At 44.9% G+C, this 11,812-nt stretch carries 19 protein-coding genes; 13 read left to right on the top strand and 6 right to left on the bottom strand.

The genetic code is table 11. The features are described from left to right. The first annotated feature begins 39 nt into the window (after positions 1-39). The 3 genes from AC6R0S_RS15320 to AC6R0S_RS15310 are packed head-to-tail and all read left to right on the top strand — an operon-like array spanning position 40 to position 1,041. Positions 40-585, top strand: a complete 546-nt coding sequence (locus tag AC6R0S_RS15320; RefSeq protein ID WP_500638274.1) for a BON domain-containing protein — start codon at positions 40-42, stop codon at positions 583-585. 60 nt (positions 586-645) lie between these two features. After that, positions 646-810, top strand: a complete 165-nt coding sequence (locus AC6R0S_RS15315) for a DUF1328 family protein (RefSeq protein ID WP_334552359.1) — start codon at positions 646-648, stop codon at positions 808-810. A gap of 33 nt (positions 811-843) precedes the next feature. Further along, positions 844-1,041: a hypothetical protein gene (locus AC6R0S_RS15310; RefSeq protein WP_500628664.1), complete on the top strand. Its 198-nt coding sequence runs from the start codon at positions 844-846 to the stop codon at positions 1,039-1,041. Between the two features lie 131 nt (positions 1,042-1,172). Here AC6R0S_RS15310 and AC6R0S_RS15305 read toward each other — a convergent pair whose 3' ends face one another. Then, positions 1,173-1,580, bottom strand: a complete 408-nt coding sequence (locus tag AC6R0S_RS15305) for a hypothetical protein (RefSeq protein WP_500633300.1) — start codon at positions 1,578-1,580, stop codon at positions 1,173-1,175. A 314-nt stretch (positions 1,581-1,894) separates the two neighbouring features. Here AC6R0S_RS15305 and AC6R0S_RS15300 point away from each other — a divergent pair, with 314 nt between their 5' ends. The 5 genes from AC6R0S_RS15300 (at position 1,895) to AC6R0S_RS15280 (ending at position 6,171) form a co-directional block, all read left to right on the top strand. Next, entirely contained in the window at positions 1,895-2,158 is a 264-nt protein-coding gene (locus AC6R0S_RS15300) for a hypothetical protein (RefSeq protein WP_487903790.1), read from the top strand. Positions 2,159-2,251: 93 nt separating this feature from the next. Next, positions 2,252-2,761 carry a hypothetical protein gene (locus AC6R0S_RS15295; protein ID WP_500630452.1) on the top strand — a complete coding sequence of 170 codons (510 nt, stop codon included), beginning with the start codon at positions 2,252-2,254 and terminating at the stop codon, positions 2,759-2,761. Positions 2,762-2,976: 215 nt separating this feature from the next. Further along, entirely contained in the window at positions 2,977-4,020 is a 1,044-nt protein-coding gene (locus AC6R0S_RS15290) for an AI-2E family transporter (RefSeq protein WP_500630453.1), read from the top strand. Continuing rightward, entirely contained in the window at positions 4,013-4,270 is a 258-nt protein-coding gene (locus tag AC6R0S_RS15285; RefSeq protein WP_500638273.1) for a YrhK family protein, read from the top strand. The genes AC6R0S_RS15290 and AC6R0S_RS15285 overlap by 8 nt, the downstream gene beginning before the upstream one ends. Positions 4,271-4,503: 233 nt before the next feature. Continuing rightward, entirely contained in the window at positions 4,504-6,171 is a 1,668-nt protein-coding gene (locus tag AC6R0S_RS15280; RefSeq protein ID WP_500638272.1) for an EAL domain-containing protein, read from the top strand. Between the two features lie 86 nt (positions 6,172-6,257). On the opposite strand, the gene AC6R0S_RS15275 is transcribed toward AC6R0S_RS15280, so the two are convergent. The 3 genes from AC6R0S_RS15275 to AC6R0S_RS15265 form a co-directional block, all read right to left on the bottom strand. Beyond that, entirely contained in the window at positions 6,258-7,160 is a 903-nt protein-coding gene (locus tag AC6R0S_RS15275; RefSeq protein WP_500638271.1) for a homocysteine S-methyltransferase family protein, read from the bottom strand. A 112-nt stretch (positions 7,161-7,272) separates the two neighbouring features. After that, positions 7,273-7,668, bottom strand: a complete 396-nt coding sequence (locus tag AC6R0S_RS15270) for a hypothetical protein (protein WP_487903783.1) — start codon at positions 7,666-7,668, stop codon at positions 7,273-7,275. Between the two features lie 173 nt (positions 7,669-7,841). Continuing rightward, a complete protein-coding gene (locus AC6R0S_RS15265) occupies positions 7,842-8,384 on the bottom strand; it encodes a carboxymuconolactone decarboxylase family protein (protein WP_500631171.1) in 543 nt (180 codons plus the stop codon). Positions 8,385-8,494: 110 nt separating this feature from the next. Here AC6R0S_RS15265 and AC6R0S_RS15260 point away from each other — a divergent pair, with 110 nt between their 5' ends. The 4 genes from AC6R0S_RS15260 to AC6R0S_RS15245 all read left to right on the top strand — a co-directional run bounded on the left by AC6R0S_RS15260 (position 8,495) and on the right by AC6R0S_RS15245 (position 10,470). Continuing rightward, positions 8,495-9,088, top strand: a complete 594-nt coding sequence (locus tag AC6R0S_RS15260) for a TetR/AcrR family transcriptional regulator (RefSeq protein WP_500638270.1) — start codon at positions 8,495-8,497, stop codon at positions 9,086-9,088. 38 nt (positions 9,089-9,126) lie between these two features. Then, on the top strand, positions 9,127-9,792 hold the full coding sequence (locus AC6R0S_RS15255) for an SDR family NAD(P)-dependent oxidoreductase (protein WP_487903780.1): 666 nt from the start codon (positions 9,127-9,129) through the stop codon (positions 9,790-9,792). Between the two features lie 69 nt (positions 9,793-9,861). Next, complete coding sequence (locus tag AC6R0S_RS15250; RefSeq protein ID WP_334552347.1) at positions 9,862-10,083, top strand: VF530 family protein; 222 nt, start codon at positions 9,862-9,864, stop codon at positions 10,081-10,083. Between the two features lie 162 nt (positions 10,084-10,245). After that, positions 10,246-10,470 carry a hypothetical protein gene (locus AC6R0S_RS15245; protein ID WP_500638269.1) on the top strand — a complete coding sequence of 75 codons (225 nt, stop codon included), beginning with the start codon at positions 10,246-10,248 and terminating at the stop codon, positions 10,468-10,470. Between the two features lie 163 nt (positions 10,471-10,633). Here the strand turns inward: AC6R0S_RS15245 and AC6R0S_RS15240 are convergent, their stop codons facing one another. Together AC6R0S_RS15240 and AC6R0S_RS15235 are read right to left on the bottom strand one after the other, a co-directional pair. After that, positions 10,634-10,951, bottom strand: coding sequence for a CcdB family protein (locus tag AC6R0S_RS15240; RefSeq protein ID WP_500628653.1), 318 nt, complete (start codon positions 10,949-10,951; stop codon positions 10,634-10,636). Continuing rightward, positions 10,951-11,196, bottom strand: coding sequence for a type II toxin-antitoxin system CcdA family antitoxin (locus AC6R0S_RS15235; RefSeq protein WP_500628652.1), 246 nt, complete (start codon positions 11,194-11,196; stop codon positions 10,951-10,953). The genes AC6R0S_RS15240 and AC6R0S_RS15235 overlap by 1 nt, the downstream gene beginning before the upstream one ends. Before the next feature lie 163 nt (positions 11,197-11,359). Between AC6R0S_RS15235 and AC6R0S_RS15230 the strand changes: the two genes are divergently transcribed. Further along, positions 11,360-11,794 (top strand): GNAT family N-acetyltransferase, encoded by a 435-nt coding sequence (locus AC6R0S_RS15230; RefSeq protein WP_500638268.1) that lies wholly within the window; start codon positions 11,360-11,362, stop codon positions 11,792-11,794. The last annotated feature ends 18 nt before the right edge of the window (positions 11,795-11,812 follow it).

Here is an 11,812-nt window from a genome sequence, read left to right as displayed (position 1 = left end):
GTGAACACTCATTAGCAACGTCAATTATGGAGAGTAACAATGAATAAATTAGCCACAGCGATCGCTTTAACGACATTGATTTCCGTTCCAACAGCCGTATATGCGGAAAATAATTGGCAAGAAGAGGCAAACGATGCTTGGTTGGATGGGAAGGCAGAAACAACACTACTTCTAAATAGCAACCTCAATTCGTTTGATATCAACACGGATGTTAATGAAGGTGTGGTGACGCTCACAGGTTCTGTTAACAACGATTTGGAAAAGGCCCTCGCACAGGAGCTTGTTTCTGGTCTAGATGGTGTCAAATCGGTAGAAAATAAGCTCACGGTTTCTGAGACGCCTGCCGACGCTACTTCAGAGACACTCGAAGCGATGACAGACACAAAAATCACCGCAATTGTCAAAACCCGCTTACTGTTGGATACCAACGTCAGTGGCAGTGCTATAGAAGTTACCACGCAAGAGCAAGCAGTGACGCTCGCCGGACAAGTGAGTTCTGACGCCGAACACGATCTGGCTATCTTGATTGCCAGCAACACCAATGATGTGACACGCGTTATCGACAAGCTAGAAATTGTTCAATAGAAACGTCATCGCATTCAAATCCCGTACGTTAATGCAATACGTTCCAATAAGGAGTTTGTGATGATTCGTTGGATATTTATTTTCCTGCTGTTGGCGTTGGTTTCTGCACTCTTAGGGTTTACAGGCATTGCAGGTGCTGCAGCCACTATCGCACAACTTATCTTCTATTTGTTTGTTTTGTCTCTGATTGTTTCTTTGGTGATGTACTTTACAAGTAGACGTTAATAAAAATTGATAACTGACATAGGAAGGCGAAATATGAAAAACAATCACTCTATTATGAAATGGGTAATCCCACTGGGATTAATGTTTACCTTAGCGGCTTGCAGTGAAGAAGGCCCGATGGAAAAAGCCGGTGAAAAAATGGATGAGGCCGTACAAGATACTCAAAATGCCATTGAAGACAGCTGTGAGAATATTAAAGAAGAGCTGAAGGCTGAAGATGAAGATTGTTAATATTTTTCTTAATTTTTAGTAAGCAAAAAGGGAGGGTTAACCTCCCTTTTTTAGTCTAGAATAAATTTATTTCCCTAGAGGGAACGCCCTTACCTATCTTATTATCTTCATCACATGGGAGCTGAACTTAATTAGAGTTGGAGCTGCTTTTCTATTTCATCATTTTCCATCTGCATCGCCGCGACCCAATACGAAATTTGCAGGGTCAATGAACGATCCGTTATCTCTCGCAAATGAGTGCGAAGAGCTATGATCAGTTGGGTATTCGCATGATACATGTGCTGATAGTCATCAAACGATTGGTCATCTTTTGAGTGAGAACGTTGTGCGTGAGCAAGGCGTGACAATACCTGCTGAGACTTCTGTTTGAAAAGCAGCTTGGCGACTCGATTCATTAGCGCTTGCTCTACAACGACAAAGCGATGAGCACTTCTCGTTAATGTATTGTTGGGCCGTTTTTTAAGCAGAGTTAGACTACGGGCATGATGATGGATAATAGAGGTCAGCATATTCTCTAGCGTATGGGTAGTTAACTTCATTGATACCTCTCATGATTCATCAATATTATTTCTCACATTTCAATTTTTAAAAATCATCTGTTTTATTGTTGCAGGTAATATGCCAGTACGAGTTGTTTGTTTAGTGTTGTTCTTTATGGTGATATTTTTATTTGTTCTCTATATGCCATGAAAAATTTACCGACTTTTTGGCTTAACAAAGAAAAAATTACATTAACATTCAACCATGAGAGCATTTAAAGTCATTATTTGATGAGGTGTGGAAATAAATTTATGGGTGGCACGGTTCTCGCTTGTTCTACTTTGAACTCATTACTCATTGTTAGGAGATTTCCATGGCTACAGCAAAACAAACAACAGCGAAAGAAACAGCAGAGAAATCGAAAGAGCAGTTGGAAGAGGCGTACGAACTCGCAGAAAAAGCGGCGTTCGAAGCCGTTAATGCGATCAAGCAAGAAGCACAACAAAAGTGGGGTGAAAGCAGTCACCAAGCAGAGCAGGTCGCTCATTCAGCGGGCGATGTCATTAAGCAGAGGCCACTGTTGAGTATCGGCTGTGCGTTTTTAGCTGGTTGGGCAGTATCTAAATTGATCAAATAGCACTGAGACAAATACTGAACGATTGATGCGCGCAACAGGCACGTTGCGCGTTTGAATCCACCTGTTTAAACAGCATAACCAGTGAGTAACCGAATGACAAAAGACGAACAACACAGTGACAGTGTAGGTATCGACTCAGAGATGGAGAAAGCGCAGTTGAGCGAGCCTCATCGATCACAGCCTCAGGAGATCTGGGACGACTTGGCTGGCATCGCAGCAGAATCAGAACGCTTGAGCGTCCTCATTCGCTCTTGGCTGCTGTCGAGCGCGAAGCTATTTCGGCTAGAAAGTCAATTGAGTGCAAGAGCGTTGGGATCGGCGCTGCTATGCTCGATCCTATTTGTGCTGTTGTTGGTGCTTTTTATTTTTAGTCTTTCGGTTTCACTCGGCATCATCATTTATTGGTGGACATCCCAACTCCCGCTTGCGGTTTTGACTGCGCTATGTTCACTTGGTTTGAGCCTTATCTTGCTGATATGGCGACAAAATCAGTTACTGAGGCTTGTGGGCTATACACACACTAAACAGCAAATTAAGGAGGGTTGGGATGCGCTCACTCAAGCAGTTGAAAAAGGAAACCGAGCTCACTCGAATGGAGAGTAAAGTGGCACTCAATCAGTGCTTACTGCATTACCGATTATGTCGGCACTTAACGGCTCGTTTCATTGATAGGCACCCTTGTTTTGCCTTTGGTGGAATGGCGCTTTACGGTGCAGCTGTGGCACATCAAGCCATTCTGAGGCCGTCACTTTCGAGGTCCTTCAGTCGACTCGTTGTCCGGTCTGTGTTACCACGCCTCGCGGGGAGTAGATAGTTCGATGAAAAGTCGTATCACCATTTCCATGAGTCTCGTCCTATCGGTACTGCTTGTCGTTGTCACGGTAGTGCCGGCTCTTTACTTTGCGAAAGCGTTTTTGATGCCGCTGGTTGTCAGTAGTTTTATTGCACTAATGTGTAGTCCTTTCATCAACTACGTTGAATCCAAGGGGATGCCTCGAACCTTAGTCGTTGTTCTCGTGCTGTCTTGCTTAGTCGGCGTGTCGTTGGTAGGTTTTTCGGCTATGTCAGAGCCCGTCAAGCAGTGGTGGTCACAACTGCCTGATATCGTAAAAAGTGTCACTCAGGAAGTGAGCGAAGTGGCCAAGACCACAGAACAGCAAACCGGAGAGTCGCTATCGATAGCCGGTGATATGGATGACATGGGTGACAGTACGCTCTTTTCGTTGCTGAAAAGCTTAGCAACGGCAACACCCGCCATCGTTATTAACGCGATGATGGTGCTGTTTATGGTGTATTTTATGCTTAATCACGGACGTGGTCTATACAGGCAAATGGTACATTGTCTGGATAGCTTTTCGCAGCAAAAACAAGTCGTGGGGTTAGTTAAAGCGTTGCAAAGCGATCTCTCGCGTTATGTCAGTACCATCACTTTGGTCAACGTAGGGTTGGGTGTCGCGGTGGGCTTAGTGTTCTGGATATTAGGGATGACTGACCCCTTTCTTTGGGGGGCATTGGCAGGCATGCTGAATTTTGCCCCTTATGTCGGACCGCTCATTTCAGCCTTAAGTTTTACTCTTGTGGGCTACTTGCAGTTTGATTCCTTGAGCTTAGTGTTGGCGGCGACCTCGCTTTATTTAGTGTTGAACTTAGTTGAGAGCCAATTCGTCACGCCGACGCTGCTCGGCCGACGATTCAATTTGAATCCACTGGTTATCTTCGTATGGTTATCCTTCTGGGGATGGCTCTGGGGTGGCATCGGATTTTTGGTTGCAGTCCCTTTGCTCGTCAGTGTCAACTTGTTGAGAGAGCGTGTCCAATTGGTCGACTGGCCAACACTGAGCCGAGGAGGTGAGCATGAATGAATATGTGGATGAGCTCGATTTGGATCTGGGAAAGCGTCACCTTGTTGTTCAAAGGCGTTATGACGCCCTCGGGGCAGTCAACGATTTACTCATAGCGATTTGGTTTTTGGTCGGTAGTATTTTTTTCTTAAACGATGCACTTATGTTGGGTGGTACTTGGTTATTTATTGTCGGTAGTGCCCAGTTGCTTATTAAACCGGCTATCAAGCTAACTAACCTTGTGCATGTCAGTCACATCCAGCGCGAATGATGCCTACAAACATTGCTCCGTTCACAGTCATCTTTTTATCCATGAAGTCCGTATATATGAAAAATTGTCGTCGATTCGTTAATCGGTCACATTTCTCATTTATTTATGGTAAGTGTTTGACGATATTGGGCAACCTAACGTATTGACAACTATAATAAGTCTGTTGTGGTCAAGGATGGCACGCAGAGAAAAATGACGTCGTGAGATTGGTTGAACCGTTGATGGAGTACGGAATGAAAGAAAAAGAGATCGAATTGCTGCTAAGCAAAATGAGCCATATTTTCGATATGAGTCGAGATGGTTCATGGTTTATGGGTAGGGATAGAGTGATTCGACACTACAACCAGCACTTTTATAGTCAGTTTGATCTGCCCTCCGATGAGATTACTTTGGAACAGTGGTTGTCATTGGTTCATCCTATCGACAAAGCACTGTTGAGTGAACGTGTGGACGAGCATGAGCAAGGCGACTCTCGCGAAATGGTCACCGAGTACCGCGTGAAAACAAAGAGCAATGGGTACATTTGGCTTGAGGCAACGGGCGTCATTGTTGCCGATGAGGGAGGCAGTTATATGGTCGGCTCTCACCGTGATATCAGTGAACAAAAGTTGCTAAGAGAGTATTTCTATCGTGTCGCCTATCACGATGGGGACACAGGGTTGTACAACAGACTCAAATGGATCGAGGATATCGAACATAATGAGGATGGTGCTGTGCTTATCACTGTGTCTGTGGATAATTTCAAAGATTACGATCGACTTTGGGGTGGCAGCTTCGCGAAAGAAGTCGTTGCGCGGTTAGTCAAATGGGTAAATGAACAACAAAGTGACTACGAAATCTATCGAGTTTCCGAAACCCAATTTGTATTAAGAACGCTATCTGGATTATCTGTTGAGGCATTGACTCTGGCGTTGAAATCATTGCTTGAAGCGTTCAATGACGAGATCTATGTCGATGAGCATCTGCTGACCGATGATGTTGCAGTCGGCGGTTTGTATGAATGCGATTTGGATCGCGATAGCCCATTAAGTCTTCTTTATCAGATTACCGATTATGCGTCTGATAATGGCGGGATCACCGTCTATCAAGGGGATGTGAAAAATGCTATTGACCGCTGGTTTGTTATCAAAGATTCGATTCGATCGGCGATAGAAAATGAAGACATCACCATCGCTGTGCAACCGATTTTTGACAGTGTAACGAATCAAGTCATCAGTTATGAGGCACTCGCTAGGTGGACACATCAGGACTTAGGTTATGTGTCGCCGGTTGAATTTATTCCACTCGCCGAGCAGCGTGGTCTCATTTCTGCATTGGGAAAGCTAGTCTTTAGTAAAGCGTGTGAGTTTGTGCGTCGTTGCCCCATTGATAGTGATAATCGACCTAAGGTCAATATTAATGTGTCGGTGATTCAATTGAGAGATCCAGACTTCGTGACCGATATCGTGTCGATTGCAAATCAATACAAGGTGCCGACTTCGAGGATCGTATTGGAGTTGACGGAGTCTCACATTCTCGATAGTAGTACGGTGTGTCATGACCAAATCTCAAAAGCAAAACAGGCGGGATTTGAGATATCTCTGGATGATTTTGGCGCAGGTTACAGCTCAATCATAAGCTTATTTCGACAACCACTGAATCAAATTAAACTCGATAAAAGCTTAGTTGAAGATTGTCAGCACGATGCGTCCTGCCGAAACTTGGTGACTTATCTGGTTCAGCTATGCAAAGACAAAGGAATGAGCCTTGTCTCTGAGGGGATTGAAAGTGCGGATATGCAAGCTTTTATGCAAGAGTTAGGCGCTTCTCATCTGCAAGGTTTTGGATTGGGTAGGCCTGAACCGATCGAGGCATACCTGCACGAAGAGCCGATTGAAGAACTGAATCAGAGTGTCGAGTGATAGCACACCTCAGTGCAGAGGCTAAAGCTAGGCTATCTCACATCGCTATCACATTTGTTTGTCGACAGGTGGGCGTTGGAACCCACCTAGCGATACCTCAGAGTATGCTGCCACTCTGAGAGGTGGTCAATGTGCTCAGGTCCAATCCCACAACAGCCACCAATGACGCTCGCGCCACGTTTCGCCCATACTTTGGCGAGCTGTAAGTACTCTTGCGGTGAAAAGTGTCGCATTTCTTGGAGTGTACTGTTGGCTTGGTGCCCCGATAGAATAGGCGAAAAGCTATTGGCATAAACCCCTAGCGTCATCGTAGTATTATGGGCGTTGATGACCGAAGTCGTGTCGATAAGTGCTTGTTCGATCACTTCGGGAATCGAACAGTTAAAAAACAGACCATCTGCTTGGCGGCTTAGCATTAGAGTCACCGCCTCTTTTACCGACTCACCAGAACGAAGTTTTGCTTCCTCAGTGACTTCATCGATAAGCGTAAAAGCAAAGTGGACGGGCTTGTCGCTGATACTCATTGCCTTTGCTATCACGCGCGCTTCTTCCAAACTTGAAATCGTCTCGACCAGCCAGAGATCAACATAAGGCGCTTGAGCGTGATACAACGCGTGAGTCAAAGCGCCGGCTCTCTCGGCGTCGAACAATTCAGGCCGATATGAGCCAAAGAAAGGCGGAATAGCACCTGCGACAAGAACGTCGCGTTTGCTTTCGTCAGCGGCTTGTCGAGCGAGCTTTGCTGCTAACTTGGCCAGCTCGGTCCCTCGTTCTGAAAACAAGGTTTCACCCAGGTGAAATGGTACGCACGCGTAGCTATTTACTGTGATGATTTCAGCGCCTGCATCGATGAAGCTTTCGTGGGCTTGTTTCACGTAATGAGGCGCCTCAATTAGGGCTTGAGCACTCCAAAGTGGTTGAGAAAAAGGAGCGCCAATTCGCTTGAGCTCTCTTCCCATTCCTCCGTCAAGAATCGTCAATGTTGTCATTTTTAGCCATCTATACTTCTAAATTTCCTAAGTCCCAATGTAGATCACTTTTTCTTCAGAGTAAAACCCAGCCTTATTCAATTTCATCATGAGCTATGTACAGAAGATGCGCTCAAGTCATTTGGTCGAAGTCACAGATCAACGTTGGCGCCTGGCGTCTAAACATTTTGTTGAATAGTGATTTGTGCTGCCACCCAAGATTTAATAGCCGTTTTGCTAGGCTCTGGTTTTGTATGGTGGCCACCTCAACACCTCGATATTGGTAAGGGTGGCTTTGAATGTAGCGAATAAACCGCTTTAACACACCTTGACCACGCACATAGGGGGCAAAATTTACCGAAACAATGGAGAGTCTCTGGCTGCCGAGCGGGCAGTGAACCAAGCAATGTCCGTGTTCATGACTTATGGTGGCGGAAAACTCGGGAAATGGACTCGTTTGATGAAGTTCTGAGAGAGAGTCGTACTCTTGGCAAAGGTGTTGAAGTAAGTGCTGGGCGTGAGGATCCATAATTAGCCTCCAAGCTGGGTGCTTTGGGTTGCGATGCTTCAGCCGCTATTTTAAAGGTTAATGTAGGAAGAAAAACGGAAAAGAATGGCGAGGTGAATTGCCGCATTTTTTACATCAGCAGAAATGTGCGCTGGTTTTGTGATTCAGAACCAGCGCTAATAATGGAATGCGGGTTATTTGACGAACTTTTTAAAAGGCGCGTCGATCGGTGTATCAGCAAGGTGATTGGTGTAGTTACTCATTACTTTTTGTGCAAGTCCAAGTACGATTTCCAACAGCTGCTGCTGACTATAACCAGCCGCAAAGAATTGTTCGATCTGCGTATCGTCAATCACGCCACGCTGACGCACCATCTGCAGTGTTGTTTCGCGAAGCGTCTCTAGTTTTTGGTTCGCCAGTGGGGTTTGGTTAACCAACGCATCGACAATCTCTTGGTCCACTTTCATTGACGCTGCAATCGCGCTATGAGCTGGTACACAGTAGTGACAGCCATGTTCGACGTTGATGGTTTGCCAAACGACCGTCAATTCTTCTGCGTTGAATGAGGTGCTTTGAAACAGACCATGTAATACCTGATACCCCTCCAGCAGTGCTGGAGATTCAGCCATCACAGCATGAAGGTTGGGTAGCATCCCAAATGCTTTCACTGAGTTTTCGATTAGAGGCTTGGACTCGTTTGGCGCGTTTTCTGCGGTGTATAGTTTAAATTCTGCCATGTTTCATCTCCTGGTAGTGATGTTGATTAAGTTCGACAGAGTCAGCATAGTTGATTTTGAGCGGTCGCTCAATATAAAATTGAGCACATGTTCAAAAATGGTGGTTAATCATGGCGAATACAAAAAAATTTCAACGTGAGGAAGTTGTGAAGGTCGCATCCGATCTATTCTGGAAGAAAGGCTTTCACGCGACGTCTACCCGAGATTTACAAGAGAATGTGAACCTTCGCCCTGGTAGCATCTATGCGACATTCGGGTCTAAAAAAGGCTTGTATTGTGAGGCATTAAAGATGTACGTCGCGAATCTTCAGGCCCAGTTTGAGGATCACTTAGCGCAACATTCAGCGGTTTTGTCCGCGTTAGAAGCGTTTGTTTTAGATGTAGTGATCACGCAGCGCCATACAAATCCCAGTGCCATTTGTATGTTAGTTAAATCGGCCAGTGAGTTTGACGAAGGATTTGATACGCTTCGCTTGCAAACGCAGGGCTTAGCGAATCAATTTGAAGCTTTTCTTGTCACATTGTTCGAACAAGCGATTGCCAACGGTGAGGTAGAAGAGCAAGACCCACTGCACCTTGCACAATGGTTCCAGATCCAGTTCACAGGTCTTAGAGCATACTCACGTCGCAGTGACGACGAAACGTTAAAGGAATTGATCGCAACCATGATGAACGGTTTTCGGCGTGAATGGCCACACAAATAGCTGATTACACGTTTTTCTAAGATTAAACAGGAGTTTTTATGATAGTGATAACAGGAGCGAGCAGCGGTTTAGGTGCGTCATTGGCAAAGCGCTACGCGTTGCAGGGAGAGCGCGTTCTCATTACTGGCCGGAGCAAGCAAAAACTCGAAAGCGTATTGGATGGCATACCGACCACATCAGCCTGTTATGCTTGCGACCTCACTGATCATTTTGAGACAGAGTCGCTGTTTTCAAATATAAAGACGCCGCCTCATACCATTATTCATTGTGCTGGTTCTGGTTACTTTGGAGCGATTGATGATCAAGAGCCCAATAAAATCCGCACACTGATTGATAACAATCTGCACTCGGCGATCAATGTGCTACGAGAGGCCGTGCGTCGGTATCAAGATAAACCGGTGACAATTGTAATGGTGATGTCTACTGCAGCTCTTCAACCGAAAGCCGGTGAATCCACCTATTGTGCGGCAAAGTGGGCAGTGAAAGGTTTGATTGAATCGGTCAGGCTGGAGTTAAAAAGCAAGCCGATGAAGGTGGTCGCTGTCTATCCTGGCGGAATGGATACTGAGTTTTGGCCGACAAGTGGGAAATCGCTAGATACTCATTCGTTCATGCATCCGGACGAGGTAGCAGAGATGATACATAGTGCCTTGCAACAGGTAGGCAATGGATATGTATCAGATATCACGGTTAATCGGATCTAGAGTTAGGAACACCGGTTCACATTAATCTGCTAAACTCTTCGTCCTTTACCTGACTAGGAATCGCTGACAATGAGCCAAGAGCAACCCAATAACCCGTTACATGGTTTAACCCTTGAGAAAATACTTGTACGTTTACAAGAGCACTATGGCTGGGAGGGGTTGGATGCAGAGATTCCAATTAACTGTTTCTATAACAATCCTTCCATCAAATCGTCGCTGAAGTTCTTACGCCGAACTCAATGGGCAAGAGACAAGGTTGAAGCGCTCTATATTGAAACCTTCTGCCAATGAACAAATAAGCTCGTAAAGCTATAGGCTACTCCAACGTTATGCTTGAGAGAGATTGACGCAAGATACGGTTTGAGTGGCCGATGCAGTACTTGAGATACATCAAGTCGACTTTCCAAAATTTGCAGTATCTTGATATGGCACTGGTTGATTATGGAGTAAGCGATGAAAATGTTCAGAATCGAGACCTACACGAACGAAGTGAAAGAAAGTACGGTGAGTGTTCCATTGGCGTTAGCAACGATTGCTATAAAACCGTTCTTAAGCCGCATCATGACCACACAGAAAGACGTGATCTTAGCCGCGTTAGAAGACAAAACTTTTTCAGGTGTGATTTTGGAGCTGGATGATCATGCATCGGGTGAACGAGTGAGCTTTTCTGTAAGTTGAGCAAGACGTAGTCTACTTATGGAATTTGACCATTGGCTTCAAGAAGCAGTCATCGATGTTTCATCTCTTAAAATGTGCTGCATTGTAGTGGCTTTTTAATTCGACCAGAGTGATGTGGTTGTTGAGGGGTGAGATAATTTCGCAGCTAACGGTCAAATTAGCGTTATATACCAGTAATCAGAAAGTCGATAGCAGCGATAATTTCGTTTCTAAATGTGCTTAGATCGTTGACTGGGGTCGTGAGGATTTGAGTTGGTACACTGGCCATTTGTTGAGTAAGAATCACAAAGTCACCTTCATCAATATGGATCGTAGGGCACAGATGCCTAGGGGCTTTGTTCTCTAGCCGTTCGATAGGAGTTAAGGGAATGACCAAGCGACTATTTAGTGAATCGAGCAACTCGCTTTGAACATCAACAAAATACGGGTAAGTGCTTGCGGTGCTCTTATCGTTGTTTTTATAAAGTGTAAATTGTGACATTAGAATACTCGGTATGAATCAGAAAATAGTCCGTGTTTTGCAGTTAAGTCGTTACACGCTTCAATTGCTTCGGCGTTTTGTTCTAACCATTCGGCTTTCAATTGTTGCTTTACTTCTTTTTCCAAAGCCTTTTCCATTGTTGCTGATAGGTTGATGTTTAGGCGCTTAGCTTCGGCAAGTAACTCACTGTTTAAACTAAGGTTTGTCGCCTTTTTAGGTGCATGTGTGCTATATATATTTTTCATGAAGTGTTTTCCATGCGTATTAATGATGCGCATTTAGTATAGGTAAAAGCTAGGCATACGACAAATTGTCCAAGAGGGATTCATCCCGCGTGGCATTTTTACTATGCGGCTGTCAGTTTCACATTTGGTTAGGCCATGTGTTTATTGTTGGAGATACATAGCAATGGAAGTCACTATTGGGAATGATGCCGAGTTGATAAAGAGAGCTCAAACTATCCGCTATCAGGTGTTCACACTTGAGCAACAGATCCCTAAAGAATTAGACCTTGATGGACTAGATGAAGAGTCAATCCACGCGTTAGTTGTGGAACAAGATAAACCCATCGCCACTGCTCGCCTAACAGTGAAACAGGGCAGTACGTGTACTTTGGCTAGGGTAGCGGTCACAAAAGCATATCGAGGGGCTGGAGTTGCCTCAAAAGTTGTCCAGGCTTTGATGGGTTATGCGCAGAGTAATGGTGTTGAGTCTATTGTGATCCACGCTCATAGTTATCTTCGAAATTACTATGAAAGGTTTGGCTTTGAGTTCATCAAAGAAGTGGAGATTGTGGGTGAACATCAGTTAGTTGAAATGCGGCATCAAATAGTAAACAGGTAGTTGCTCAAAGGAAATCTG

The sequence above is a fragment of the Vibrio sp. R15-SG3-ISO1B genome (assembly GCF_059833835.1).
The sequence above is the reverse complement of the archived record's forward strand: the minus strand, read 5'-3'. Positions and strand labels throughout refer to the sequence as shown.

Coding starts and splice junctions, on each gene's coding strand:
- AC6R0S_RS15320 (WP_500638274.1), top strand. CDS start 40: ATGAATAAATTAGCCACAGCGATCGCTTTAACGACATTGATTTCCGTT.
- AC6R0S_RS15315 (WP_334552359.1), top strand. CDS start 646: ATGATTCGTTGGATATTTATTTTCCTGCTGTTGGCGTTGGTTTCTGCA.
- AC6R0S_RS15310 (WP_500628664.1), top strand. CDS start 844: ATGAAAAACAATCACTCTATTATGAAATGGGTAATCCCACTGGGATTA.
- AC6R0S_RS15305 (WP_500633300.1), bottom strand. CDS start 1,580: ATGAAGTTAACTACCCATACGCTAGAGAATATGCTGACCTCTATTATC.
- AC6R0S_RS15300 (WP_487903790.1), top strand. CDS start 1,895: ATGGCTACAGCAAAACAAACAACAGCGAAAGAAACAGCAGAGAAATCG.
- AC6R0S_RS15295 (WP_500630452.1), top strand. CDS start 2,252: ATGACAAAAGACGAACAACACAGTGACAGTGTAGGTATCGACTCAGAG.
- AC6R0S_RS15290 (WP_500630453.1), top strand. CDS start 2,977: ATGAAAAGTCGTATCACCATTTCCATGAGTCTCGTCCTATCGGTACTG.
- AC6R0S_RS15285 (WP_500638273.1), top strand. CDS start 4,013: ATGAATGAATATGTGGATGAGCTCGATTTGGATCTGGGAAAGCGTCAC.
- AC6R0S_RS15280 (WP_500638272.1), top strand. CDS start 4,504: ATGAAAGAAAAAGAGATCGAATTGCTGCTAAGCAAAATGAGCCATATT.
- AC6R0S_RS15275 (WP_500638271.1), bottom strand. CDS start 7,160: ATGACAACATTGACGATTCTTGACGGAGGAATGGGAAGAGAGCTCAAG.
- AC6R0S_RS15270 (WP_487903783.1), bottom strand. CDS start 7,668: ATGGATCCTCACGCCCAGCACTTACTTCAACACCTTTGCCAAGAGTAC.
- AC6R0S_RS15265 (WP_500631171.1), bottom strand. CDS start 8,384: ATGGCAGAATTTAAACTATACACCGCAGAAAACGCGCCAAACGAGTCC.
- AC6R0S_RS15260 (WP_500638270.1), top strand. CDS start 8,495: ATGGCGAATACAAAAAAATTTCAACGTGAGGAAGTTGTGAAGGTCGCA.
- AC6R0S_RS15255 (WP_487903780.1), top strand. CDS start 9,127: ATGATAGTGATAACAGGAGCGAGCAGCGGTTTAGGTGCGTCATTGGCA.
- AC6R0S_RS15250 (WP_334552347.1), top strand. CDS start 9,862: ATGAGCCAAGAGCAACCCAATAACCCGTTACATGGTTTAACCCTTGAG.
- AC6R0S_RS15245 (WP_500638269.1), top strand. CDS start 10,246: ATGAAAATGTTCAGAATCGAGACCTACACGAACGAAGTGAAAGAAAGT.
- AC6R0S_RS15240 (WP_500628653.1), bottom strand. CDS start 10,951: ATGTCACAATTTACACTTTATAAAAACAACGATAAGAGCACCGCAAGC.
- AC6R0S_RS15235 (WP_500628652.1), bottom strand. CDS start 11,196: ATGAAAAATATATATAGCACACATGCACCTAAAAAGGCGACAAACCTT.
- AC6R0S_RS15230 (WP_500638268.1), top strand. CDS start 11,360: ATGGAAGTCACTATTGGGAATGATGCCGAGTTGATAAAGAGAGCTCAA.